22 protein-coding genes are annotated in these 22,325 nt (G+C 68.6%); 11 read left to right on the top strand and 11 right to left on the bottom strand.

Annotated elements, in window-relative coordinates:
• Positions 1-83 precede the first annotated feature (83 nt).
• Together ASH02_RS04650 and ASH02_RS04645 are read right to left on the bottom strand one after the other, a co-directional pair.
• On the bottom strand, positions 84-1,013 hold the full coding sequence (locus tag ASH02_RS04650; protein ID WP_268793369.1) for a universal stress protein: 930 nt from the start codon (positions 1,011-1,013) through the stop codon (positions 84-86).
• Positions 1,014-1,030: 17 nt separating this feature from the next.
• A complete protein-coding gene (locus ASH02_RS04645) occupies positions 1,031-2,587 on the bottom strand; it encodes a YfcC family protein (protein ID WP_082620798.1) in 1,557 nt (518 codons plus the stop codon).
• 216 nt (positions 2,588-2,803) lie between these two features.
• On the opposite strand from ASH02_RS04645, the gene ASH02_RS04640 reads away from it, so the two are divergent.
• From ASH02_RS04640 to ASH02_RS04620, 5 genes are read left to right on the top strand one after another with little or no spacing between them, the layout of a single operon-like run.
• Positions 2,804-3,343 carry a universal stress protein gene (locus ASH02_RS04640; RefSeq protein WP_057294362.1) on the top strand — a complete coding sequence of 180 codons (540 nt, stop codon included), beginning with the start codon at positions 2,804-2,806 and terminating at the stop codon, positions 3,341-3,343.
• A 24-nt stretch (positions 3,344-3,367) separates the two neighbouring features.
• Positions 3,368-4,591 (top strand): arginine deiminase, encoded by a 1,224-nt coding sequence (locus ASH02_RS04635; RefSeq protein ID WP_057294361.1) that lies wholly within the window; start codon positions 3,368-3,370, stop codon positions 4,589-4,591.
• Positions 4,592-4,594: 3 nt separating this feature from the next.
• The gene (gene argF, locus ASH02_RS04630; RefSeq protein WP_056678117.1) at positions 4,595-5,596 is read left to right on the top strand and encodes an ornithine carbamoyltransferase; all 1,002 of its coding nucleotides are present in this window, start codon (positions 4,595-4,597) and stop codon (positions 5,594-5,596) included.
• A gap of 1 nt (position 5,597) precedes the next feature.
• Positions 5,598-6,611 (top strand): carbamate kinase, encoded by a 1,014-nt coding sequence (arcC, locus tag ASH02_RS04625; RefSeq protein WP_082563568.1) that lies wholly within the window; start codon positions 5,598-5,600, stop codon positions 6,609-6,611.
• A 56-nt stretch (positions 6,612-6,667) separates the two neighbouring features.
• Positions 6,668-7,219 carry a flavodoxin family protein gene (locus ASH02_RS04620; protein WP_200950014.1) on the top strand — a complete coding sequence of 184 codons (552 nt, stop codon included), beginning with the start codon at positions 6,668-6,670 and terminating at the stop codon, positions 7,217-7,219.
• Positions 7,220-7,226: 7 nt separating this feature from the next.
• Here the strand turns inward: ASH02_RS04620 and ASH02_RS04615 are convergent, their stop codons facing one another.
• The 3 genes from ASH02_RS04615 to ASH02_RS04605 all read right to left on the bottom strand — a co-directional run bounded on the left by ASH02_RS04615 (position 7,227) and on the right by ASH02_RS04605 (position 12,476).
• The gene (locus tag ASH02_RS04615; RefSeq protein WP_057294360.1) at positions 7,227-8,957 is read right to left on the bottom strand and encodes a sensor histidine kinase; all 1,731 of its coding nucleotides are present in this window, start codon (positions 8,955-8,957) and stop codon (positions 7,227-7,229) included.
• Between the two features lie 57 nt (positions 8,958-9,014).
• Positions 9,015-9,680: a response regulator transcription factor gene (locus ASH02_RS04610; protein WP_321163504.1), complete on the bottom strand. Its 666-nt coding sequence runs from the start codon at positions 9,678-9,680 to the stop codon at positions 9,015-9,017.
• 78 nt (positions 9,681-9,758) lie between these two features.
• Entirely contained in the window at positions 9,759-12,476 is a 2,718-nt protein-coding gene (locus ASH02_RS04605) for a bifunctional acetate--CoA ligase family protein/GNAT family N-acetyltransferase (RefSeq protein WP_057294359.1), read from the bottom strand.
• 257 nt (positions 12,477-12,733) lie between these two features.
• On the opposite strand from ASH02_RS04605, the gene ASH02_RS04600 reads away from it, so the two are divergent.
• A complete protein-coding gene (locus tag ASH02_RS04600) occupies positions 12,734-13,288 on the top strand; it encodes a hypothetical protein (protein WP_235530070.1) in 555 nt (184 codons plus the stop codon).
• A gap of 118 nt (positions 13,289-13,406) precedes the next feature.
• On the opposite strand, the gene ASH02_RS04595 is transcribed toward ASH02_RS04600, so the two are convergent.
• Positions 13,407-13,667 (bottom strand): metal-sensitive transcriptional regulator, encoded by a 261-nt coding sequence (locus ASH02_RS04595; RefSeq protein WP_056891109.1) that lies wholly within the window; start codon positions 13,665-13,667, stop codon positions 13,407-13,409.
• Positions 13,668-13,669: 2 nt separating this feature from the next.
• Entirely contained in the window at positions 13,670-14,056 is a 387-nt protein-coding gene (locus tag ASH02_RS04590; RefSeq protein ID WP_235530069.1) for a DUF302 domain-containing protein, read from the bottom strand.
• Between the two features lie 186 nt (positions 14,057-14,242).
• On the opposite strand from ASH02_RS04590, the gene ASH02_RS04585 reads away from it, so the two are divergent.
• From ASH02_RS04585 to ppdK, 3 genes are all read left to right on the top strand, one after another.
• The gene (locus ASH02_RS04585) at positions 14,243-14,626 is read left to right on the top strand and encodes a carboxymuconolactone decarboxylase family protein (RefSeq protein WP_056891107.1); all 384 of its coding nucleotides are present in this window, start codon (positions 14,243-14,245) and stop codon (positions 14,624-14,626) included.
• Positions 14,627-14,637: 11 nt separating this feature from the next.
• Positions 14,638-14,820, top strand: coding sequence for a hypothetical protein (locus tag ASH02_RS04580; protein ID WP_057294358.1), 183 nt, complete (start codon positions 14,638-14,640; stop codon positions 14,818-14,820).
• A 63-nt stretch (positions 14,821-14,883) separates the two neighbouring features.
• Positions 14,884-17,544: a pyruvate, phosphate dikinase gene (ppdK, locus tag ASH02_RS04575; protein ID WP_057294357.1), complete on the top strand. Its 2,661-nt coding sequence runs from the start codon at positions 14,884-14,886 to the stop codon at positions 17,542-17,544.
• On the opposite strand, the gene ASH02_RS27480 is transcribed toward ppdK, so the two are convergent.
• Positions 17,475-17,894: a DUF5655 domain-containing protein gene (locus ASH02_RS27480; protein WP_442938369.1), complete on the bottom strand. Its 420-nt coding sequence runs from the start codon at positions 17,892-17,894 to the stop codon at positions 17,475-17,477. The genes ppdK and ASH02_RS27480 overlap by 70 nt on opposite strands.
• Complete coding sequence (locus tag ASH02_RS04565) at positions 17,891-19,303, bottom strand: DUF4389 domain-containing protein (RefSeq protein ID WP_056891105.1); 1,413 nt, start codon at positions 19,301-19,303, stop codon at positions 17,891-17,893. Before ASH02_RS04565 ends, ASH02_RS27480 begins: the two co-directional genes overlap by 4 nt.
• 184 nt (positions 19,304-19,487) lie before the next feature.
• On the opposite strand from ASH02_RS04565, the gene ASH02_RS04560 reads away from it, so the two are divergent.
• On the top strand, positions 19,488-19,943 hold the full coding sequence (locus ASH02_RS04560) for a hypothetical protein (protein WP_200959072.1): 456 nt from the start codon (positions 19,488-19,490) through the stop codon (positions 19,941-19,943).
• Positions 19,940-20,929 carry an Acg family FMN-binding oxidoreductase gene (locus ASH02_RS04555; protein WP_156409702.1) on the top strand — a complete coding sequence of 330 codons (990 nt, stop codon included), beginning with the start codon at positions 19,940-19,942 and terminating at the stop codon, positions 20,927-20,929. The genes ASH02_RS04560 and ASH02_RS04555 overlap by 4 nt, the downstream gene beginning before the upstream one ends.
• Here the strand turns inward: ASH02_RS04555 and ASH02_RS04550 are convergent.
• A complete protein-coding gene (locus ASH02_RS04550) occupies positions 20,919-21,335 on the bottom strand; it encodes a pyridoxamine 5'-phosphate oxidase family protein (RefSeq protein ID WP_057294353.1) in 417 nt (138 codons plus the stop codon). The two genes, ASH02_RS04555 and ASH02_RS04550, sit on opposite strands and share 11 nt — an antisense overlap.
• 13 nt (positions 21,336-21,348) lie before the next feature.
• A complete protein-coding gene (locus ASH02_RS04545) occupies positions 21,349-22,251 on the bottom strand; it encodes a universal stress protein (protein WP_057294352.1) in 903 nt (300 codons plus the stop codon).
• Positions 22,252-22,325: the final 74 nt, after the last annotated feature.

The raw sequence follows: 22,325 nt of genomic DNA, 5'->3' as shown, positions 1-22,325 counted from the left end.
GGTCGTCGTTCCGCACGGGCCGAAGGTCCCGACAGCTGCGGCCTGTCTGCCCATCCGCTGCCTCCCATCCGCTGACTCGGGCGTCAGCGACGAGTCTGCCCCGGAGACGTGGTCGTCTCGACGCGTTGCCCTGGCACCGGCACGGGTGCGACGGTCTCCACGAACATCACCGGGATCGTGCTGGTTTCCAGGGCCAGCCGGCTCACCGGACCCAGATGTGCGGCGAGTGGCAGCCGCGGGTGACGGCGTCCCAGCACCAGCAGGTCACCGTGCTCCGCCCCACGGAGCAGCGCTGAGCCGATCGGCTCGTGGCGCACCTCGATTTCGACCCTGACATCTGAGAACTCCGCCCTCAGCGCCTGCACCTGCGCGGCGAGCGCGTTGCGAAAGCGGTCCTCCCGGACGGCATCGCGGCGGACCCCTTCGTCCCCGTGACCGTCGCACGGCAAACACGCATGGAGGACGCGCAGCCGATCCTGACGCTGGCCGGCGAGCGTGAAGGCAGTGCGCAACGTGTGGTCGGCACCGGCTGGGTCGTGCACCGCCACCACCACTGTGTGGTGTCGGTTCTCCGGCTGCCAGGACGCCGGCACGGAGACCACGGGTGCGTGTGACCGCGACGCGACCCCCTGTGTGGTGGACGTGCCGACCGCCCGACCGATTCCCGTCAGACGCCTGTGCTGCAGCGCGACCAACCGTGCGCCTTCGGAGCGCGCGACGATGTCGGTGACGGTCCCGCGGCTCTCCGCCACGAGCTCGTGGGTGATCGTGATCCTGCCACCGACCAGTTCGTGGGCGTCAGCTGACGCGCGGGCGAGCACGTGATGACCGAAGGCCCGGGCGGCCTCCCAGTCAACGTCGAAGGGTCCCGAGAGACCCGGTGCCAGCTGGGGCACGTGCACGAAGTGCAGGTCGGCACCCGTGCGCAGCGCCTCCTCGGACACGAAGTCCACCAGCGCTCGGGTGTCCTGTCCTGCCACTGCGGCGACGATCCGCCCACGTGCAGGAACCACCGTGAGGCGCCCCACGACTAGGAGACCGCCGCGCCGACGCAGATGAACGCCGCGCAGAGGACCAGCAGGATGCCGACCAGCGGGAGGACGAAGCGCAGGTACTGGTCGTAGCGGACCCGGGCGAGTGCCAGGCCGCCCATCACCACTGCCGAGGTCGGGGTGATCAGGTTGACGATCCCCGAGGCCGACTGGAAGGCGGTGACCACCATGGCGCGTGACACACCGGCAAAGTCAGCCAGCGGCGCCAGGATCGGCATCGCCAGGGCGCCGTGACCCGAGGTCGACGGCACGAGGAACGCGAGGGGAAGGTTGATCAGGAACATCAGCACGCCGAAGACGCCGGAGTTGGTGTCGCCGACGATGTTCTCCATCGAGTGCAGGATCGTCCCGGTGATCTCGGAGTTGTTCATGATCACGGTGACTCCGCGGGCCAGCACGATGATCAGCCCGACCCCGATGAAGTCCGCCGCGCCCTTCACGACCGAGTTCGCGATTCCCTTCTCCCCCAGTCCGCCGACGAGACCGACCACGAGCGCCATCAGCAGGAACAGGGCAGCCAGCTCGGGGAAGTACCAGTCGAGCTGCCAGCCGTAGCTCGCGGCGTCGGGACCCTGGATGACCTGGGCCCACGGCACGATCGCATAGATCATGAACGCGAAAGTGGCGGCAACGATCGCCAGCACACTCTTCTCCCGGCCGGTGAGACGAGCCACCTCGCGCACCCCGTGCGCCTTCAGCTCGGCGTCACCCTCCATCTGGCCGACGAGGGACGTCGTGGGGTCGGCCTTGACCTTGCGGGCGTAGCGCAGCACCCACCACACGCCGACGGGCACGAGGACGACGTACATCAGCAGGCGGAAGCCGATGCCGTCGCCGATCGAGATGTCCGCGGCGCCGGAGCCCACGCCGGTGGCGAACGGGTTGACGGTCGAGGCCAGGACGCCGATGCCGGCACCCACCAGGATCGTCGCGGCGGCCACCATCCGGTCGTAGCCGAGGGCGAGCATCAGCGGAATCAGGAGGGCGTAGAACCCGAGGGTCTCCTCGGCCATCCCCTCGGTGGTGCCGCCGATCGAGAACAGCACCATCAGCACGGCGATCAGCAAGGCTCCACGGGTGCTCATGCGTTGGGCGACCCGAGCCACGCCGTTGTCGATGGCCCCGGTCTTCATCGCCATCGTGATGAAGATCCCGATGGCGAGGACGAACAGGAAGACCCCCGCGGCGCCGTACAGCTCACCGGACTCGTAGGGCCCGATGTAGCCGTCGGCGTTGATCACGCCGTACAGGCCGTTGATCGGCGCCATGAACAGCTCCATCAAACGGTCGCCGAACGAGAACGCGCTGTCGGTGGCTTCGTAGCTGCCGGGGATCGGCCGTCCGGAGTCGGCGTCGGTCTGGTAGGCACCGGTCGGAACGACGAAGGCCAGCAACCACACCGCGATCGTCACCCCGAACAGCACCGTGAAGGCGCTCGGGAAGCGGAACCTCTTCGCAGTGGTGGTCGGCTCTCCGTCGTCGGCGTCGTGCCCAGCGGTCAACTTCGGCAGGATGGCCCGTCTCGTGGTGGTCATGGTGCTCCCTCTTTCGGATCGACACAGTTCGGCCGAAATTCACCGAACCACGGAAGGGGGCATCGGCAGACGTGGCGATCGGCCCCTCCCTGGGAGGACCTTCGACCCGGCCGCCTTGGGTCCACCCGCCCCTCGCGCACCTGAGGACCAAGTGCCCGTCGGCCCGGGGCCGTTCGTCGCTGGTGCTGCGCAACCCAGTCCCCGAAGTCTGTGGCCATGAGTAGTCACCGCATCCGGAGAGCCAGCGCGTACGCCGCGAACCAGGGCGCCGAGACTCGAGACCGCGTCTGCCTGGTCGCGGTCGACGGATCCGACGCCAGCGTCCAGTGCCTGGTCTGGGCCCTCCACCATGCAGCCGTTCACCAACTCACCGTCGAGGTCGTCACGATCTGGCCGTCACGCCACACCGTCTTCGTCCATGAGGTCGCCGGACACTTCAGTGCCCCTCGTTGGAAGGCTCGCGACGCCCAACGGCAAGTCATCCGGAAGGCGCTCGCCCAGGTGCCCCGCGGGTCGATCCATGCAGCCCGGCTGGAGAACGGACGCGTCCTGGACTCGATCGTCCAAGCGTCCGCACGATGCGAGCTGGTGGTGCTCGGGGCGGCTTCGGGCGACGAACCACATCCTCTGACCACCCGGGTCGCCGAACAGGCGGAGTGTCAGGTCGTGGTCGTCGACCGTGCGGGCGAGGTCCACCGACCCACCAGCACAGGACGTTTGCCCCTCTCGACGCCCTCCAGGACGGCTGCACGCTGACAGGACCACCACGAGAGGAACACCGTGAACCTGCACGTCGACTCGGAGGTCGGCCGGCTACGGCAGGCCATCCTGCACCGCCCGGACCTCGAGCTGAAGAGGCTGACCCCGACCAACCATGACGACTACCTCTTCGATGACGTGCTGTGGGTCAAGCACGCGAAGCAGGAGCACGACGCCTTCGCCGACACGCTGCGTGACCGCGGGGTGACGGTGCACCTGCTCGACCAGCTGCTGACCGAGACGCTCGCCATCCCCGAGGCACGCAAGCACGTGCTCGAGTCGACCCTGGACGAACGCGTCCACGGCCCGATGGCGCTCGATGCCCTGCATGGTCTCTTCAGCTCGATGCAACCGCGTGAGCTGACGAACTACCTGATCGGCGGCATGACCAAGGCCGAGCTGCTCGAGCGGATGGACGAACCGTCGTCGGTCGTCGTGCGCGCCATGGCAGCAGACGACTTCCTGCTCCCTCCGCTGCCGAACCACCTGTTCACCCGCGACACCTCCGCGTGGATCTACGACGGGGTGTCCGTCAACGCGATGCGCAAGCGGGCACGCATGCGCGAGACCATCCACTACGAGGCCATCTACCGCTGGCACCCCATCTTCGTGGCCGATGACTTCCTCGTCTGGGCCGACGGTACGGCGAGCGGCGCGGCCACCACGGAGGGCGGCGACATCCTGGTGCTCGGCAGGGGCGCCGTGCTGGTGGGGATGAGCGAACGCACCACGCCGCAAGGTGTCGAACGGCTCGCGCGTCGCCTGTTCGACGCCGGGCGCGCCAGCAGGATCGTGGCCCTGGCGATGCCACAGAAGCGCGCCTTCATGCACCTCGACACGGTGATGACCATGGTCGACGACCACACCTTCACCAAATACGTCGGACTCGGGATGCTGCCGTCGTACACGATCGAGCCGGGTGACACCGAGAAGGAGCTGAAGGTGACCGCGCACGAACCGGACCAGATGCACGCGGTGATCGCCGCGGCGCTGGTCATCGACTCGATCAACGTGCTCACCGCGACGCAGGACGTGCACTCCGCCGAGCGCGAGCAGTGGGACGACGGCTGCAACGTGCTGGCCGTCGAACCGGGCGTCGTGGTCGCCTACGAACGCAACGTCACGACCAACACACACCTCCGCAGGAACGGCATCGAGGTCATCACCATCCAGGGCAACGAGCTGGGACGTGGTCGTGGCGGACCGCGTTGCATGACCTGCCCGATCGAGCGGGACGGGATCTGAACCATGGCCTTCAACCTGCGCAACCGCAGCTTCGTCAAGGAGCTCGACTTCACCCCGAAGGAATGGAAGTTCCTGCTCGACCTCGCCGCCGAGCTGAAGATCGCCAAGTACACCGGCTCCGAACAACCCCGACTGGTCGGCAGGGAGATCGCGTTGATCTTCGAGAAGGCCTCCACCCGCACGCGGTGCGCGTTCGAGGTGGCGGCCTTCGACCAGGGCGCCCAGGTGACCTATCTGGGGCCGAGCGGTTCCCACATCGGGCACAAGGAGTCGATGAAGGACACCGCACGCGTGCTGGGCCGGATGTACGACGGCATCGAGTACCGCGGCTCGGCACAGTCGGACGTCGAGACGCTCTCGGCGTACGCCGGCGTGCCGGTGTGGAACGGTCTGACCGACGAGTGGCACCCGACCCAGACCCTCTGCGACATGCTCACGATGCGCGAGCACTCGGGCAAGCAGGATGCCGAGATCTCGTTCGCCTATCTGGGCGACGCCCACAACAACGTGGGCAACTCTCTGCTGGTCGCCGGCGCACTGATGGGCATGGACGTGCGCATCGTCGCGCCCGAGCAGCTGTGGAACCAGCCCGACGTGATCTCCCGGGCCCGAGAGATCGCCGACGAGACCGGGGCCCGGATCCTGCACACCGAAGACGTCGAGGACGGCGTCGACGGTGTCGACTTCCTCTACACCGATGTGTGGGTCTCGATGGGTGAACCCGAGGAGGTGTGGACCGAACGCATCGAGCTGCTGCGCCCCTACCAGGTCAACCAGGCCGTGGTGAAGGCCACCCGCAACCCGCAGGTCAAGTTCATGCACTGCCTGCCTGCCTTCCACGACAGGCACACCGAAATCGGTGAGGAGATCTTCCGCAGCACTGGCATGGACGGGCTCGAGGTGACCGACGAGGTCTTCGAGTCGTCCCACTCGATCGTGTTCGACCAGGCGGAGAACCGCCTGCACACCATCAAGGCAGTGCTCGTCGCGACGCTGGGCGGCTGAGGTGCGCATCGTCGTGGCGCTCGGCGGCAACGCGCTGCTGCGGCGCGGGCAGAAGCCGGATGCCGACATCCAGGAACGGAACGTGCAGCGCGCCGCCGAGGCCCTGGCTCCCCTGGCCGCGGAGCACGAGCTCGTCCTCACACACGGCAACGGTCCCCAGGTGGGGGTGCTGGCGCTGCAGAGCGCGATGGACCCGCACCTCACCACGCCGTATCCCTTCGACGTGCTGGGTGCCCAGACCCAGGGGATGATCGGCTACTGGCTGCTGCAGGCCATGCAGAACCACCTGCCCGGTCGTCAGGTCGCCGCCATCATCAACCAGACCCTGGTCGAGGCTGCAGACCCGGCGTTCCGCGACCCCACCAAGTTCGTCGGAGAGATGTACACCGGCGAGGAGGCACGGCGTCTTGCGGCCGAACGAGGCTGGGCGGTCAAGCCGGACGGCGACGGTTGGCGGCGCGTGGTCGGGTCCCCGCGCCCACAGCGTGTGGTCGAGACGAGACTGATCAGGCTGCTCCTCGAGAGTGGCGCGGTGGTGGTCTGCGCAGGTGGCGGTGGCGTGCCGGTCATCCGCGACCCCCAGGGACACCTACAGGGTGTCGAGGCCGTGGTGGACAAGGACCTCACCAGTGCCGTGCTCGCCGAAGCGCTGGATGCCGACGTGCTCCTCGTGCTCACGGACGTGCCGCACGTGTTCCGCGGCTTCGGCACCCCCGACCAGCGGCCCGTGCTCCGGGCTACCCCGAGCAGCCTGCGTGCGATCACCTTCCCGGCGGGATCGATGGGGCCCAAGGTGGAGGCCGCGTGTCGATTCGTCGAGCTCACCGGGGGCGTCGCCGCCATCGGCACCCTCGAAGACGCTGCTGCCATCCTTCGCGGCGAGGCCGGAACCCTCGTGACTCCCGACGGGCTCTACGAGGGCGGCGGACTGTCACGCACAGCGGCACCGGACCAAGTGCCCCTCCCCTGGGGCACCACGGCACCTGCGTCCGCGCCGGCGAGCCAGCACGCTTGAGGGACAAGGGGCCTGACGTGGCCCACATCAGAGGTTCGGGACAGAGGAGCGTCACGATGAGCACGGAGAAGTGCCTGCGGGCCCGGGTGGTCCATGAGTCCCTGTTCGGCAACACGGCATGGATCGCCCTGGCCGTCGCCGAGGGGCTCCGGCTGGAAGGCTTCGAGACCACGGTCGTCGACGTCCGGTTCGCCGTACCCGCCGACGACCTCGACCTGCTGGTGGTCGGCGCGCCCACCCACGCGTTCTCACTCAGCCGGCCCGCGACCCGGCAGGACGCGGTCAGGCAGGGCGCACCACCGGAGACCGCTGCGCTCGGCCTGCGCGAGTGGATCGAGGGCGCCCCGTCGCCGGGCACCGGTCACGGGATGGCCGCCGTCTTCGACACGCGGGTGCGCAAGGTCCGGCACCTGCCCGTCTCCGCCGCGCGTACGGCGGCACGGCTGCTGCATCGGAAGGGCTATCACCTCGTGGTGCCCCCGCACGGCTTCCTCGTGGAGGACGTGCCGGGGCCGCTGAGCGAGGGACAGCTCAAGGAGGCGACCAGCTGGGGACGTCAGCTCGCCGTCGAGACCCGGAGCCGGATCGCGGCCGGCTCGGTGCACTGAAGCGTTCTCAGCCCGAGGGCACCGACCACTCCACGCAGGTGCCTTCGCCGGCCCTGGACGTGATCGCGCACGTGCCACCGAGCCGCGCCGCGCGCTGCTTCATGTTCAGCAGCCCGCTCTCGGTCGCGCCCGCGGGCAGGCCACGGCCGTCGTCACTCACCCGCAGCCGGATCTCGTCACCGGCCGTGAGCTGTACGTCGACGGCGCTCGCCTCGGCGTGCCGGGCTGCGTTCGACAACGCCTCCCCCAGGACGGCCAGGAGGTCCGGCACGACCGTGGGCCCGATCTTGGTGCGCACCGGCCCCTCGAACTGCAGGCTCGGCCGGAACCCGAGGGTCTCGGCGGACCGGTCGACGATGCGCTGGACCTCTGCCTGGACGTCGGCGGAGTCGTCCATGGACCCCAGGGCGAAGATCGTGCGCCGGATGTCCTTGATGGTCGCGTCGAGGTCGTCGACCGCGGTGGCGAGGCGGGTGGCGATCTCCGGACGGTCGGCCAGCCGGCTCAGGCTCTGCAGGCCCAGCCCCACCGCGAACAGCCGCTGGATGACCAGGTCATGGAGGTCGCGAGCGATCCGGTCGCGGTCCTCGAACAGGGTCAGTCGGTGCTGGTCCTCCCGGGCCCGGGTGATCTCGATGGCGAGGGCTGCCTGCTCGGCGAAGCTGGCCGGCAGCGACGTGTCGAGCTCATGGAATCGCTGCGCGTTGGCGGGCACCCAGCCGAGGGCCAGCGCACCACTGACTCCGTGCGAGTTGCTCATCGGCACGATGACGACCGGCCCCAACCGCGGCCAGCCGAGCGCTGCTCCCAGGTCGAGAGCACGCTCGTCGGCGACGAAGTCCTCGACTGCGATGGGGGTGCCGCTGCGAAGCACCGCACTCGCCAGCGAGTGCTCGAACGAGACGCCCTCGGCCGCGTGCGCGTCGTGGGACACACCGGAGACGACGCGCAGGGCGAGGGTTTCGGCGGCATCGGCGACCACGACCCAGGCGATGTCGGCGTCGGCCACCTCGCGGGCCCGGTCGGCCACGGTCTGCAGGGCATCGGACCCGGCGTCGGAGAGGCTGGAGGCGATGTCGACCGTCGCACCCAGCCAGCGTTCGCGGCGTGCGGCCTCCTCGGACAGGCGGGCGTTCTCGATCGCCACCCCTGCGGCGGCGGCAAGGGCCACGACGATCCCCTCGTCCTCCTCGGTGAAGTCGCCGCCACCCTCCTTCTCGGTGAGGTAGAGGTTGCCGAACACCTTCTCGCGGGTGCGCACCGGCACTCCGAGGAACGACTTCATCGGCGGGTGGTCGGCCGGGAAGCCGTAGGACTCCGGGTGCTCGGCGAGGTCGTGCAGACGGAGCGGTTCCGGCCGGTCGATGATCAACCCGAGGATTCCGTGACCTGTGGGGAGGTCTCCGATCTTCGCCTTCTGGCCCGGCGTGAGGCCGTGGGTGATGAAGGTGCGCAGCCTGCGCTCGGGCCCGGTGTCGAGCACGCCCAGGGCCGCGTAGTGAGCCCGCGCCAGGTCGCTGGCGACCTCCACGATCCGGCTGAGCAGGGCGTCGAGGTCGAGATCGGCGCCCATGGTGACGACGGCGTCGAGGAGCAGCTTCCACCGCGACTGCTCGTCGAGGGCGCGGTGCGTCCGGTCGACCACCTCGCGCAGGAGGTCGTCGAAACTGGTCCTGGCGAGCTGCGACCGCGCCGGCTCGTCGTTCGGCCGGCCAGGATCAGGCGGCCTGATGTTCATCGTCTCTCCGCAAAGGGACTCCCTCCACTCCGACCGTAACAGCGCGGCCGGCCGGCTTCAGCGTTTCAGGTGCTTGGTTGCGAAGATGGCGGCCTGCGTGCGGCTCTGGAGGGACAACTTCGCCAGCAGCGACGACACGTAGTTCTTGACCGTCTTCTCGGCCAGGAACATGGCGCCGGCGATCTGCCTGTTGGTCATGCCCTCGCCGATCAGCTCGAGGATCTTCTGCTCCTGCTGGGTCAGCTGGTCCAGCGAAGGGTCCTTCTTGGGGCCGTTCCGGAGGCGCTCCAGCACCTGGGCGGTCACGCCCGGGTCGAGCATCGACTGGCCTGCTGCCACGCGGCGGACGGTGTCGACGAGGTCGTTGCCGTGCACCTGCTTGAGGACATAGCCGGCGGCACCGGCCATGATCGCGGAGAACAAGGCGTCATCGTCGTCGTACGAGGTGAGGATCAGCGCGGCGATGCTCGCGTCGCGTGATCGGATCTCGCGACAGACGTCGATGCCGGAGCCGTCCGGCAGCCGCCCGTCGAGGATGGCCACGTCGGGCCGCAGCGCGGGAATCCGCCGCGAGGCCTCCTGGGCCAGGCCCGACTCGCCGACGACGACGATGTCGCCCTCGGCCTCCAGCAGCTCCCGGATCCCGCGCCGGACGATCTCGTGGTCGTCGAGCAGGTAGACCTTGATCGGTTCGGGCGTCGGGGCAGTGCTGTCATGGCTCACGTCCTCACTGTACGGCGGGAGCGTGAGGCCGGGCAGGTGGCGACAGTCCCCGTCCTCACGGGACTTTCGTCCCGTCTGTCAGACGCTCCTCCGCAGCCGACGCAGCACACCGGCGTCGAGGGCCAGCGGGGTCTGAAGACGGACCTTCACGTCGACCAGCACGCACCCGTGCGGGCCGGCGAGCACCGGGTTGAGGTCCAGCTCGGCCACCTGCGGCACGTCCTCGGCCAGTTGCCCGAGCTGCACCAGGATCTCCTCCAAGCTGGCGACGTCGGAGCGTGCCGTGCCCCGGTAGCCGTCCAGCATCGGCCAGATCCGCAAGGAGCGGAGGGCGCGGGCCGCGTCACCGGCGGTGACCGGCGGGAGCAGGAAGACGCGGTCGTCCCACAGGTCGGTGGCCACTCCCCCGGCACCGACCATCACCAGGGGACCGAATCCGGGATCGCGGACCACCCCCAGGGCGATCTCGACGCCGCTCGCCACGGGTTGCACGAGAACCGGGACACTCTGACGGCCGAGCTCGCTCTCGAACTCCCGCACGACGTCCGCGACCGCCGCGGTCGTGAGCAGCCCGACGCGGACGAGGCCACGGTCGGTCTTGTGCACAACGGTCCGGTCGGCCACCTTGAGCGCCACCGGGAACCCGATCGCTGCCGCAACACCAGCTGCCGCGTCGGGGTCGGTCACGACTGTGCCGACCGGGGCAAGTCCGTAGTCGTCGAGCAGGCTCACCAGGTCACCGGTGTCGAGCCAGCCTCCCTCCGCGTCGACGCGGCCGAGCAGCTCCTCGGCGACGTGACGCGCACGCTGCGCACGGTCTCGATCGACCGGGAGCGGCTGCTGTGCCGGCTGCTTGCGCCAGGCTGCATAGCGCGCGGCCCGGCCGAGCGCGCGGACCGACGCCGGAACGCTGCGGAAGGTGGTGACGCCCGACAGCTCACCGGGGGCGACGGTCAGCCCGCCCATCGGCACCACCACCAGGGGTTTGCCGGGATGCGTGACATCGGCGAGGCGCTGCAACGAGGCGGCCGAGTCGCTCACGCCGGTGGCGACGACGACCACCACCACCGCATCCACCTCTTCGGAGGTGACGAGCAGTGAGCAGATGTCGGCGAGCGCACGCGCGTCGGCTCCTGCCCCGGCATCGATCGGGTTGCCCGTGCCGGTCGTGCCTGCGACGTGTTCCGCGATCCGGGCCTGCAGGGACGCGGAGAGCTCGGGCACCCGCAGTCCGCAGGTGTCGGCGCTGTCGGCGGCGAGCACCCCCATCCCACCGGCGTTGCTGAGGACGGCGATCCGGTTGCCGGAAGGAAGCGGCTGCTCGCTGAGCAACAACGCGGCCTCCGCCATGTCCTCGGCGCCACTGCACGCGATCACGCCCGCCTGGGCGAAGAGCGTGTCGACCCCGACGGACGAGGAGGCCGCGGCGGCCGTGTGGGAGGCACCGGCTCGCCGGCCGCCGGTCGACCGGCCGCCGACCACTGCGAGCAGGGGTTTGCGCTCCGCGAAGCGCCGGGCGAACCGGGCGAACTTCGGGGCGTTGCCGAACGACTCGAGGTAGAGCGCTGCGGCGGTCACGCGCGGGTCGTCCCGCCACGCGGCGAGCAGGTCGTTGCTCGACACGTCCGCCTTGTTGCCCAAGGACACGAAGGAGCCCACACCCAGGCCGAGCTCCCGGGCCAGGTCGCTGAGGACGATGCCCACACCACCCGACTGCGAGGCGATGGCCAAGCCGCCGACCGGAGGGACCGTGCCACTGAACGTCGCATTGAGTGAAGTGCCGGCGCCGTTGCTCATCAGGCCCAGGCAGTTCGGCCCGACGATCCTGATGTTCCGCCGCCGGGCCAGCGCCAGCATCTCGTGCTGCATCCGCGCGCCCTCGGCACCCAGCTCCTCGAAGCCCGATGAAACGACCACCGCGGCCCGCACACCCGCGTCGGCAGCGTCTTCAAGGGCGGCCAGCACGCGCCTCGCCGGAACCGCCACGACGACCAGGTCGACCCGACCGGGGATCTCGACGAGTCCGGGGTACGCCGCCACCCCGCCGAGTCGGTCCGCTTCCGGGTGCACGGCGTACACCTCGCCGGTGAAGCCACCCGTCACGACTGAACGCAGGATGGTCGCACCGATGCCGGTGCCGTCCCGGCGGACGCCCGTGACAGCGACGCTTCGCGGATAAAGGAGCGGTCGGAGCGACCTGGCCTCCGACTGGCACTCTCGTTCGTCGGCGGCGAGGAGCGCGGCCGCGGAGCTGACCGTGTCCATCTCGAGGTGGACGTCGCCTTGCTCGGCACGTCGGGATACGGCGAACCCGGCGTCGGTGAACACACGCAACATCCCGCGGTTCTCGGCGAGAATCTCGGCGACGAAGCGGCGTACGCCGCGCGCCCGGCCGGCCGCGGCGAGGTGCTCGAGCAGGAGGCTGCCCAGTCCCAGTCCGTGTTGTGAGTCGTCGACCAGGAACGCAACTTCAGCAACGTCGGGACCCACGGGTTCCGCCGTGCCGACCGCGACCAGGGCACCCGCACGCTCCACGACCAGGACCAGGGTGTCGGGGCTCACGCCCAGGTGCTCGACGTACGCCCGGGCCGCGGCACGGTTGCAGCTGAAGAATCGCAGCCGCAGGTTGTCCTCGCAGATCCCGTCGTGGAGCGCCTCGAGGGCTGGCAGGTCCTGCGGTGCCATGGGGCGAATGATGGCTATGGAGCCGTCCTGCAGCAGGACATCCGCTGGGGCCGGGTCCGCCAGGTCGATGGCCGCACCGGCCGCGTCGGTCGTGGTCGGGTCGAGTCGCACGGATCCTCCTCATGGCCCGCGCCAGCGGTGCCGTTCCGGCCCGATCGGGCCACGTTCGTCGAACGTACGGCGATCCGGCTCACCCCACACAGGGCCGAACGTGCCCAGGCACCCGGGACCAACTACCCGCGCTTCCGATGACGGACGGCACTTCAGGCCAGTCGCTCGACTGGCAAGGCTGAGGGCATCACAAGAGCCATCCATCACAGAGAAACAGGAGGTCAGCCATGATCACGTTGCATCGCCACCGTCACGAAATGACGGACTCGGTCCACATGGCCGAAGAAACCGGGACGAACACGTTCGCAGGACGGACGCTGGCCGTGCTCCGGATCGGCTTCGGCATCACGTTCCTGTGGGCGTTCTTCGACAAGCTGCTGGCACTGGGCTTTCACACCGGCTACGACCAGGCCGGCAACTTGGACCGCTACGGTGACGCCGCCTGGATCAACGGCGGCAGCCCCACCGAAGGCTTCCTGAAGTTCGGAGCCGACGGCCCGTTCCAGAGCTTCTACAACGACATTGCCGGAGCCGCCTGGGCGGACTGGCTGTTCATGCTCGGCCTGCTCGGCATCGGCGCGGCGCTGACCTTCGGCATCGGCATGCGGCTCGCCGCGGCCGCTGGCGCCCTGCTCTACGTGCTGATGTGGTCCGTCGTCCTGCCCCCGGAGAACAACCCGGTGATCGACGACCACCTCCTCGGCGCCGTCACCCTGGTGGTTCTCGCGGCACTCAGTGCCGGCGACACGTGGGGCTTCGGCAAGGTCTGGGCGAGGAACCGCGTGGTCCGGGACAACCCGGTCCTCCGGTAGAACGCCGCCAGAGCCACCCGGACTTCTCGAGGTCCGGGTGGCTTCGGCGTGCCTAGCGCAAGCAGGACCAACCGGCGGTGTGCGGTGCCGACTGAGCGCGGAAGGTTCGAGGAACGCCTCACGCGAGACTGAGGAACAGTTTCTCCATCTTCTTGATGTCGAGGCTGTCAGTACCACCCTCGGTGATGCATTGCTGGAGTCCGGTGGCGACGATCGCGAATCCGGCACGGTCAAGGGCCTTGGAGACCGCTGCGAGCTGGGTGACCACGTCTTCGCAGTCGCGGCCCTCCTCGAGCATCCGCACGACCCCGGCCAACTGACCTTGGGCACGTTTGATCCGGTTCACCACCGGCTTCATCGCCTCAGTGTCGAGCTGCATTCTCAGTTCTCCCTCGCGATTGTCTCGAGCATGTTGGACAAGCGCTCTCGGGCATCAGATGCCACGGTCCGGACCGCATCACTGTCGACCATCGCGGCCATGAAGGCGGGGTCGAACGCCTCGACCGTAGTTTGGTCACCCTTGATGCTGCGGACGACCACATTGCAAGGAAGCAGAGCCGCAATCGACGGGTCGGCGAGCAGTGCCTGGTGGGCCAGTGCCGGGCGACAAGCCCCGAGGATGACCTGCGGCGGCATGTCGACATCGAGCTTGGCCTTCAACGTGGCGCTCATGTCGATCTCGGTGATGATCCCGAACCCTTGCTCGACGAGTGCGGCCCGGACCAGTTCGACGGTCTCGGGGAAGCTCCGATCCACGGTCGTGGCCATCGTGTAACTGCTCATCGGGCTGCCTCCTGAGTGCATGGTGTGCTCAGGAATGAGCATACCCCCTGGGGTGTTTGAACAATGCAGTCTATACCCCCTAGGGTATACATGTCCGCCCCGAACAGGAGATCGATGACTGACACAGTGCCCGCCCGCCTCGTGACCACTCGTCCAGCGAAAGGAACAACCATGAGCTCCACGACCCACATCGAGCACGGCAAGGACGTCCTCACCGAACTCGCGCCCCTGCACCGCCACCTCCGACGCGCGATCCCCGAGGTCTACAAGGGCTTTGGCGAACTTCACAAGGCAGCCTTCACCGCAGGAGCGCTCGACATGAAGACCAAGGAGCTGATCGCCCTGGCGATCGGCGTCGTCGAGGGCTGCGACGGCTGCATCGCATCCCATGCCCAAGCCGCGGCACGTGCCGGAGCCACCCGCCAGGAGGCCGCCGAAGCAATCGGCGTGACCTTCCTGATGAAGGGAGGACCCGCCACCATCCACGGCCCCCGTGCCTACGACGCGTTCTGCGGCTTCGCCGCCGATGTCGAGTCAGGCGCCACACCAGCCTGAGAGGAGATCTCATGTGCCGAGCAGTTCGATGCCGCACCTGCGCCAAGACCACCTGGTCCGGCTGCGGCTCCCACATCGCCCAGGTGAAGGCCGGCGTCCCCGACGACCAGTGGTGCCGGGGACATCCCGACGACACCAGGGCGCGCACGTCCTGGATTCGCCGGATCCTCCACCAGATCGAAGGGAAGCCATGAACCTGGACTGATTCGTGACTTTCTCCCCTGACTCCCCCCGTGCCACGTCGACATGATCGATCCATGAGTACCTACGTGTACGACTTCGCCGACGGCAGCATGGACCTGAAGGACCTCCTGGGTGGAAAGGGCGCCAACCTCGCCGAGATGACCACGCTCGGGCTTCCCGTGCCGCCAGGTTTCACCATCACCACCGAGGCCTGCCGCGCCCACCTGCAGGAGGGCAGCGACCCCGAGGCGCTCGCCGCCCAGGTGAGCCAACATCTGGTCACACTCGAGAGGGCCACGGGCCGTCGACTAGGCGACCCCACCGACCCGCTGCTGGTCAGCGTGCGCAGTGGCGCCAGATTCTCGATGCCCGGAATGATGGAGACCGTGCTCAACGTCGGCCTCAACGACCATTCGGTCGAGGGCCTGGCCGGGCAGAGCGACGACGAACGGTTCGCGTACGACTCCTACCGTCGTCTCCTCCAGATGTTCGGCTCCACCGTGCTGGGCATCGAGGACGGTGTCTTCTCCCGGGCACTGGATGCGGCGAAGCAGACCAGGGGCTCTGAACTGGATGTCGACCTCGGTACGGAAGATCTGCGTGCCCTCGTCGCGACGTACAAGGGCCTCATCGAGGAGCACGACGGTGACCCGTTCCCCCAGGATCCGCGTGAGCAGCTCGACCTCGCCATCCACGCCGTCTTCGACTCCTGGAACACCGACCGCGCAGTGCTCTACCGCCGCCAGGAACACATCCCCGAAGACCTCGGCACCGCCGTCAACGTGCAGGCGATGGTGTTCGGCAACCTCGGCACTGACTCCGGCTCAGGCGTCGCCTTCACCCGTGACCCGGCCACCGGCAAACGGGGTGTCTACGGCGACTACCTCCAGAACGCACAAGGCGAGGACGTGGTCGCCGGCATTCGCAACACCGTGTCGCTGACCGACATGGCAGCCCTCGACCGCACCTCCCACGACGAGCTGCTGGCGATCATGGAGAAGCTCGAGAAGCACTTCCGGGACATGTGCGACATCGAGTTCACCGTCGAGCACGGAAGGCTCTGGATGCTCCAGACCCGCGTCGGCAAGCGCACGCCCGAGGCGGCGTTCCGGATCGCCGAGAACATGGTCGACGAGGGCATGATCGATCTCGACGAGGCGCTCAGGCGGGTGACCGGCGCACAGTTGGCCCAACTGATGTTTCCCCGGTTCGACCACTCCGTTCCTCGCACACTGCTGGCGAAGGGAATGAACGCCTCACCCGGGGCAGCGGTCGGCAAGGCTGTGTTCGACTGGGCCACCGCCGTGGAGTGGGTTGAGCGCGGGGAGGACGTCATCCTGGTCCGCAAGGAGACGAGCCCCGACGACCTGCACGGCATGGTCGTCGCGAAGGGGATCCTGACCAGCAGAGGCGGGAAGACCTCGCACGCAGCCGTGGTGGCACGCGGTATGGGGCGCACGTGTGTCTGTGGGGCCGCGGCCCTCGACGTCGACACGAGGAACGCGCAGTTCACGGTGCGTGGCGGCCCGACGATCCGTGAGGGTGACGTGATCTCGATCGACGGCACCACGGGTGAGGTCTTCGCCGGGGGCGTTCCGGTGACCGACTCCGCGGTCGTGCGCTGGTTCGAGGGCGACGACGTCGACGACCCACTCGTGCACGCGGTTGCACGACTCATGGAGCACGCGGACAACACGCGTCGACTGCTGGTCAGGGCCAATGCCGACACCGCGGATGACGCGGCCCGCGCGCGCAGGTTCGGAGCCCAGGGCATCGGTCTCTGTCGCACCGAGCACATGTTCCTCGGCGAGCGCCGCGAACTCGTCGAGCACCTGATCGTCGCTGAAGCCCAGGAAGGCCGGGACAAGGCCCTGGCGGAACTGCTCCCACTGCAGAAGGCCGACTTCATGGCGATCCTCGAGGCGATGGACGGACTGCCGGTCACCATCCGGTTGATCGACCCACCGCTCCACGAGTTCCTGCCCGACATCACCGAGCTGTCGGTGAACCTGGCCCTTGCGGATGCCCACGGACATCGCAACAAGCGCCAGCGCAAGCTGCTCGAGGCCGTCCAGCGCCTGCACGAGCAGAATCCGATGCTCGGACTGCGCGGTGTCCGTCTGGGCATCGTCATCCCCGGCCTCTTCACCATGCAGGCCCGAGCGATCCTCGAGGCCGCGGCGGAGCGGATCCAGGCCGGTGGTGACCCGCACCCGGAGATCATGATCCCGCTGGTCGGCTCGGTCCGCGAGCTGGATCTCGTCAAGGGGCGCATCCTCGAGGTCGCCGCGGACGTCCGATCAGAGACAGGGGTGGAGGTGCCCTTCCACGTCGGCACCATGATCGAGCTGCCCCGCGCGGCCCTGACCGCCGACGCGATCGGCCGCTCCGCCGACTTCTTCTCCTTTGGCACCAACGACCTCACCCAGATGACCTGGGGCTTCTCACGCGACGACGTCGAGGCTTCGTTCTTCTCCACCTATCTGGAGCAGGGCGTCTTCCAGGTGTCACCGTTCGAGTCGCTGGACACCGAGGGGGTGGGTGCCTTGGTGCGCCTCGCCGCCGAGCGGGGCCGCGAAGCCAACCCCGATCTGCACCTCGGCGTGTGCGGCGAGCACGGAGGCGACCCCGATTCGATCCACTTCTTCGACGACGCCGGCCTCGACTACGTGTCGTGTTCGCCCTTCCGGGTCCCGGTCGCCCGGCTGGAGGCAGGTCGCTCCACTTTGGAATGACCGGTGACCGTGGCGGCTGCCCAGGCTTCGACGAGCCAGCCACGGACCTCGTCATCGACGTCAGCCACGTCGCGTAGCTCGAGATGGTTCATCCACGTCCCGGCTGAGGGGTGCACCACCTGTTTCACTCGTGCTGATTGCAGTGCCCGGGGCAGCGCCACGGACAGCACGTCGGAAGCGACGTATCGGCCCGGACACCACAACATGGCGAACGCCCGGTCCCGACGGAACCCGACTTGTGACCTGCTGACCCGCCCCCTGACTCCGTCCAGGAGAAGTAGCGTCCGCCGGATCTCGTCGTGGATGGCGAGCGCGACAGGGTCACCGTCGAAAACCTCCTCGGGAGTCACCGCCTCCGAGCCGCCAGCCACAGGCCGACACCTCCGCCGCACAAGAACGCCAGGCCTGCCCACAGAAGTCCGGATGCGAGCTTGTCCAGCACCGGCAGCGTTGCGCCCACCCGGACCGAGGCCTGCAGGGGGGCGGTTCCGTCCGCGTTCATCACGACCACCGACCACGAACCTTCTCGTGGCGTGAACGTGATCCGCTGTGTGCCTGACCCCACCGCCGAGGCCGCCCAGATCTGGCTGTCCCCCGGTGGGATCCCCGGTGCACCACCGGCCGTGAACCGGTAGTCCGGGTCGCCGTATTCGTCGAGCGGGTCCCGGACCACGGAGTGCGCGACCCCGGAGAGGTAGCCCGCCACGTCGTCGCGCTGGGCGATGCCGATGAAGACTTCTCCGTCTGGCGCCCGGGCCTCGATCCTGACCGTTCCAATGACCTTCTTCGGAAGGTCCACGATGGTGGTGTCGTTTCGGATCTCGGCCTCCTCGGAGACCAGTGCATGCCCCTGCGTCCGCAAGTCCACTGCCGAACTGGTGATGTAGCCGTCACCGTCGCGGGCAACTTCGTCGAAGACCTTCAGGGTGACCCCGCCACTCAACAGTCCGAGGGCGCCGATGAGCGCCACGCTGGCCACGATCACGGCCACGATGCGTCCGACTCCCCAAGCCTGGCGACTGGGCACCTTCGGCGGAGCAACCGTGTCCTCGCCGGCCGCGTTGGAGTCGTCGGGAAGGTCCGCGCCACCGTGCCCACCGCGGCCGGCTGGGTCGTCACCACCTTGGTCCAGGCGGAAGGGCGGGTAGCGGTCAGTCATCAGGGTCGCGTACGCCGCAACCCTCAGCGCCCACCGGTTCAGGCCGATCACGAGGTCGAAGATGCCTCGGGGGTAGCGCCCGGTGACCAGGAGCACGACGCCTGCGACGAGCACCAGCAGCGGGACCAGTCCCCAACCGCCGGCCCTGTCCTCAGCGCCGGAGGCGGCGTACCCACCACCACCGATGAGGAGGCCCAGCACTAGGTAGTGCGGGATTGCCAGCAGCCACCACTTGACCAGAGCCAGACCACGGGAGAGGTGCTCCGGGTGGACGACCTCGAGGCGCGCCGGGTAGTCGGCCCGCTCGGCCAGGCTGAACGGCGGGTACTGATCGGTGCCCAGGGCGCCGTAGGAGAAGTAGGCAACACGCCAGGTCCAGCGCAACACCCCCACGTTGAAGTCGAAGATCGGGCGCGGGTAGCGCCCGGTCACCACGATGGCGACCAAGGCCACCACCGTCAGGACGAGAAAGGCGAGCCACAGGAACGCCAGCACGACGTAGTGAGGGAGGACCAGGATCCACTTCACCAGCCAGAGCCAACGACTGAGCTGTGCCTGCAGGGTCGCATCCACACGGACGGGATAGGCGGGACTGTCCATCGGTTCTCCTCCTGGAGGGGCTCGCACGCGCGGGTCGTACTCGGCCGCTCGGACCGGCATGACGCCATGCAACCGCCGTGTCGTGCGGGCCGGCAGGGTCCGCCGTACCCGCCGAGCCGGGACCAACGACCCTGTGGCCGCCCCTGACCGTGCTGGATCGTTGGACATGACGAAGGGACACCTGATGACCACCGCAACACGCGCCGTTCCAGCAACGACCCAGGACAGGGAGCCGCTCGGCCCGTTCCCGCTCCACCATGCCCTGGGGCGCCGCCTCGTCGGCGGTTTCTTCCTGGTCATGGGTGGCGTTCACCTCGGTCTGGTCTCCGCCGACCCACAGACGTACGCCGGATTCGCCGACCACGGACTGTTCCCGTTCGTCCGCGACGGATGGCAACAGATCGTGATGGCCGAACCTGCCGTCTACGGTCTCCTGTTGATGACCGGCGAGATCGCCATGGGCACCGCCCTTCTGGTCGGGGGCCGCGCGGCGAGGTACGGCTGGGCCGAAGTCATCGTCTTCCACCTGTTGCTGCTGCTGTTCGGCTGGGGAGTCTGGGTGTGGTCGATCCCCGCGCTGGCCGTCCTGGTGCCGCTGGCACTGCGCGACCTGCGCACGTCGCCTGAGTCACTGTCATGACGGGCGATGGAGCCGCAAAAACCAAGGTGGTCCCGGCGCGCATCCTGCGCGACATCGTCGGGCACGCCTGCATGGCACCCAGCGTCCACAACACCCAACCGTGGTCCTGGCATGCCTCCGGCAACACGCTCGAGCTGTTCGCCGACACCGGGCGTCAGCTCACCGTGGCCGATACCCGCGGTCGGAACCTGGTGATCAGCTGTGGTGCCGCACTTCACCATGCCCAGGTCGCGGCCAGAGCACTCGGTTGGGAGCCCACCGTCACCCGACTCCCGGACGGTGACGGTTCGACGCTCCTGGCCCGGATCAGGCTCACGCCCGCAACACCGCCGCCGGACGCCGCGGAGGCGCTGCAGGCTATCCGCGATCGCTGCACGGATCGTCGTCGGTTCACGTCGTGGCCGGTGCCCGAGGAGCGCCTCCGCCACCTAGCGGCCACCGCCGACGAGTGGGGCGCACATGTGATGGTGGTGCAGGATCTCGCCGAGAAGCTCCGCACCGAACTCCTCGTCGGCCGGGCACTCGACCGTCAGGCGACCGATGAACCACTCGCCGAAGAACAACGGCAGTGGGTCAACCACAGCGCTCGCGATGGCGTCCCCGGCGTAGTCATCCCCGCGAACGCGCCGAACGACACACACCTGCGCACGCGCTTCGGAAGCGGTCTCCTCACCGAGCCGGAGCGGGAGCTCGAAGGAGCAGACGGGCTGTTGGTGATGCGGGGTGCATCGGACGACACCCCCGCCTGGTTGCGGACCGGCGAGGGCCTGAGCGCCCTGTGGCTACGGGCGACCAGGGAGGGCCTCTCGGTGGTGCCGCTGAGCCAGGTCATCGAGGTCGACGAGACACGCGAACGCCTGCGCGCCGAGGTCCTCCACGGAATGGGCACCCCGCATCTCCTGGTCCGGGTCGGTTGGCAGGCGATCAGCCGAGGGGCTCTCCCCAGGACGCCGCGCCGGCCGCTGGACGACGTACTCAGCTGGTGATCGGCCGGCGGAGGACGAAGCGGCGGCCGGTGACCACTGAGGGGCTCAGCTCCACGACGTCGAACTTGAGTGTGGGCAGCCACGACTTCGGTGTCTTCTCCCCGAGACGGTGCTGTTCGTCCTCACCGAGTCGCCGGAGTGTGCCCCGAGCGACGACGGACCAGGCGGACTCGTCGTCGTACCAGTCGATCTCGAAGGCCACCTCGGAGTGCATGGCCGCGGCCAGAAGCTTGTTGCCAGAGTCCGTGGGGAAGAGCAGCATGCGCCGCGCCACCGAGTAGTTGAGCGGCACTATGTGCACCTCGGTGACCAGTCGGAAGGCCAGCCGGCCGAACTCCTCGCCCTCGAGCAGTGCCCAGCACTGTTCGGACGTCAGTTCCGTGACGGCGTCCTCGATATGTTCCATCACCGGTCCTCCGTCAGATCTCGCTGTCGGGTGCAGCCTCGGGGACCACGGCGACCGTGCTGCCCGACCGCTCGAGCACCGCCGTGGCCGTGGCTCCGGTGACCAGCCCCAGGAGCGGTGACACCCGGTGGCGGCCCACGACGATGAGATCCCTGGGTCGCGATCCGCTCGTCAGGCACTGCTCGACGGGGCCCCGAGCCAGCTGGAGCGTGACGTGCACGTCCGGGAACTTCTCCGCCAGGCCAGCGACCGACTCCGACAGGATCAGGTGAAGCTCCTGGTCGTCGGACAGGACCACGGACTCCGGAACAGACGGGTGGGTGACGGAACCTGTCACGCAGTGCACCACGGTCAACGGGAGGCCCCGCAGGGAGGCGTGGCGGAAGGCGTACTCGACCACCGGAAGCGACTCTGCGGACCCGTCGGCGCCGACGAGGACGCCGTCCTTGAGGGCGCCGGCGTGCCCGGGCCGGCACACCACGACGGTGCAGTGTGCCGATCGGACAACGGCTGCGCTCACGGATCCGAGGACCGTGCTGCGGAAGGGACCCCGGCCCCGCGATCCCAGGACGATCATGTGTGCCGAGGCGGAGAGCTCGACGAGACGCTGCCGGGCTCCACCCAGCAGTGGCACTCCTTGGACCTGGACGCCGGTTTGCGTCGACGACGCGAGTGTCACGGCCTCCTGCACGAGCGCCCTGGACGTCGCGAGGAGATCCGGCAGCTGTTGCGAACAGCCGCCGTCCACTCCCGCCCATCCGATGGTCCTGAGCTCACCCTCGCCGCCCGCATTCACGATGGCGAGGGGCCGTCCCTCGAGGGCCGCCTGATCTGCTGCCCAGGTGACGGCATGCCTGGCGGGCTCGGAGCCGTCATAGCCGAGCACGATGCTGTCCGGTGTGATGTGTGTGTCCATGGTTTCAGCGTGCCGACGACGAAGGGCGTGCCACACGGTCCATGGGCCCGAACGACGAGGACCAAGGGCCCGAA

Origin of the sequence: Nocardioides sp. Soil796, assembly GCF_001429525.1 — a bacterium.
GTDB lineage: Bacteria > Actinomycetota > Actinomycetes > Propionibacteriales > Nocardioidaceae > Nocardioides.
Note: the sequence above shows the minus strand (reverse complement) of the source record. Positions and strands in the feature narration are given on the sequence as shown.

What these genes read in the sequence shown, in the direction of transcription:
- ASH02_RS04595 (WP_056891109.1), bottom strand. Translation starts at nt 13,667, where the DNA reads ATGCAGCTCGACACTGAGGCGATGAAGCCGGTGGTGAACCGGATCAAA.
- ASH02_RS04615 (WP_057294360.1), bottom strand. Translation starts at nt 8,957, where the DNA reads ATGAACATCAGGCCGCCTGATCCTGGCCGGCCGAACGACGAGCCGGCG.
- ASH02_RS04590 (WP_235530069.1), bottom strand. Translation starts at nt 14,056, where the DNA reads ATGGCCACGACCGTGGATCGGAGCTTCCCCGAGACCGTCGAACTGGTC.
- ASH02_RS04620 (WP_200950014.1), top strand. Translation starts at nt 6,668, where the DNA reads ATGAGCACGGAGAAGTGCCTGCGGGCCCGGGTGGTCCATGAGTCCCTG.
- ASH02_RS04640 (WP_057294362.1), top strand. Translation starts at nt 2,804, where the DNA reads ATGAGTAGTCACCGCATCCGGAGAGCCAGCGCGTACGCCGCGAACCAG.
- ASH02_RS04545 (WP_057294352.1), bottom strand. Translation starts at nt 22,251, where the DNA reads ATGGACACACACATCACACCGGACAGCATCGTGCTCGGCTATGACGGC.
- argF (WP_056678117.1), top strand. Translation starts at nt 4,595, where the DNA reads ATGGCCTTCAACCTGCGCAACCGCAGCTTCGTCAAGGAGCTCGACTTC.
- ASH02_RS04550 (WP_057294353.1), bottom strand. Translation starts at nt 21,335, where the DNA reads ATGGAACATATCGAGGACGCCGTCACGGAACTGACGTCCGAACAGTGC.
- ASH02_RS04555 (WP_156409702.1), top strand. Translation starts at nt 19,940, where the DNA reads ATGACGGGCGATGGAGCCGCAAAAACCAAGGTGGTCCCGGCGCGCATC.
- ppdK (WP_057294357.1), top strand. Translation starts at nt 14,884, where the DNA reads ATGAGTACCTACGTGTACGACTTCGCCGACGGCAGCATGGACCTGAAG.
- ASH02_RS04580 (WP_057294358.1), top strand. Translation starts at nt 14,638, where the DNA reads ATGTGCCGAGCAGTTCGATGCCGCACCTGCGCCAAGACCACCTGGTCC.
- ASH02_RS04565 (WP_056891105.1), bottom strand. Translation starts at nt 19,303, where the DNA reads ATGGACAGTCCCGCCTATCCCGTCCGTGTGGATGCGACCCTGCAGGCA.
- ASH02_RS04645 (WP_082620798.1), bottom strand. Translation starts at nt 2,587, where the DNA reads ATGACCACCACGAGACGGGCCATCCTGCCGAAGTTGACCGCTGGGCAC.
- ASH02_RS04560 (WP_200959072.1), top strand. Translation starts at nt 19,488, where the DNA reads ATGACCACCGCAACACGCGCCGTTCCAGCAACGACCCAGGACAGGGAG.
- ASH02_RS04600 (WP_235530070.1), top strand. Translation starts at nt 12,734, where the DNA reads ATGACGGACTCGGTCCACATGGCCGAAGAAACCGGGACGAACACGTTC.
- ASH02_RS04585 (WP_056891107.1), top strand. Translation starts at nt 14,243, where the DNA reads ATGAGCTCCACGACCCACATCGAGCACGGCAAGGACGTCCTCACCGAA.